Below are 1,680 nucleotides of genomic sequence, written 5' to 3'. Positions count from 1 at the left end.
AAGAGCCCGTAAAAAAAGCAGCCGAAGACAAAAAGGCCGACGCTAAAGAAGCCAAAGAGACTGCAAAAAAAACTGTTGAAGACAAAAAAGACACTAAAAAAGACACAAAAGCCAAAGAGCAAAACAAAAAAGCCGAGCCTAAAGTTGAGCCTAAAGCCGCTTCTTCAGCCGACAACGATTTCAAAGCAGCCGTAACTGCCGCCGCCAACGATATGGAAACCAAGAAATCCTTTGCAAAACGCAACGAGGGTTTCATTATCCATGTCAATGCCACGCTCAAACAACTGCAACAAACACGCAACAACCTCTCCGGCATCAACCGCAAACAACGCGACGCATGGGAAAAATTCCAAAAGCTCAATGCCGATGCCAACCAGTTGAAAGCCGAAGTTTCCAACACGCGCGCCCAAATTTCGCGCTTTGTGTCCGGCAACTATAAAAACAGCCAGCCCAACGCGGTCGCCCTCTTCCTGAAAAACGCCGATGCCGGTCAAAAGACCCGCTTCCTGCGTTACACGCGTTATATCAACAACGCCAACGACCAAGTCATGAGAGACTTGGAAAAACAACAGAAAGAGCTGGCAGCGCAAGAGCAAAAAATCAACAATGAATTGGCTTACCTGAAAAAACTGCAAGCCAATATCCAAGCTTCTTTGCGTCAACAAGGCGTAACCAATACCGCCGAACAAGCTGAAAGCCGCCGTCAAAACGCGCAAATAGCCAAAGAAGCGCAAAAGAAAATCAACCATAGAGAAAACGAACAACGCCTCAACAATCTCTTGAAAGATTTGGAAAAACGCAAAGCCGAGCAACGCAAAGCCGAAGCCGAAGCACGTAAAAAAGCCGCCGAAGCCCGCTTGGCCGCTGCCGAAAAAGCCCGCAAAGAGCAGGCTGCCGCCCAACAAAAAGCCGAAGCCGAACGCGCCGCCATGTCCACGCTGACTGACGAAGACATGAAACTGCAAGCCCCGAACACCCAAGGCTTTACCGTCAGCAACGCCAACAGCTTCAGCCGTATGCAAGGCCGTCTGAAAAAACCGGTCAACGGCACACTGGCAGGCCTGTTTGGTCAAGACCGCGGCGATGGCGAAGTTTGGAAAGGCGTGTTCTACAATACCGTTCCTACTCCGGTCAGCAGCATTGCCTCAGGCACGGTTACTTTTGCCGGCGAACTTGAAGGCTACGGCAAAGTAGTCGTCCTCGACCACGGCGACGGCTATGTCAGCATTTACTCCGGCCTGAACGAAATCGACATCGCCCAAAACTACGCCGTCAATGCCGGCAGCAAGATTGGCACCAGCGGCACTTTGCCGTCGGGCGAAACCGGCCTTTACCTTGAAGTCCGCTACAACGGACAAGTCATGAATCCGCTTTCATGGATTAACTGATGTTTCAGACGGCCTGAGTGAGTTTTCCCCTTCAGGCCGTCTGAATTTTCATCATAAACTACAATAAAACACGATTTTCACGCCTGTTCAGCACATTAAACAACAAACTTTTACCTTAAACTTATTGTTCCAAGCGTTTAAATCAAATAAAGTCAACGTGTTCAAAGAAAACAAAAACCACTTTGCTTACCGTACACAAAAAGAAAGTCAAACGAATGTCAACAAAATCCACTTTGAAAAAAGTTGCAATCTACACTCTCGGCGCATTTAGCGGCATCGCCCTCAGTCTGAG

1 protein-coding gene is annotated in these 1,680 nt (G+C 48.7%); it reads left to right on the top strand.

What is annotated here, in order from left to right:
• The coding region (locus ACTHUT_RS19870; protein WP_440419541.1) for a murein hydrolase activator EnvC family protein at positions 1-1,388 on the top strand (1,388 nt) is incomplete at its 5' end.
• Positions 1,389-1,680 lie beyond the last annotated feature (292 nt).

Source organism: Neisseria sp. P0022.S010 (assembly GCF_051956635.1).
The sequence above is the reverse complement of the archived record's forward strand: the minus strand, read 5'-3'. Positions and strand labels throughout refer to the sequence as shown.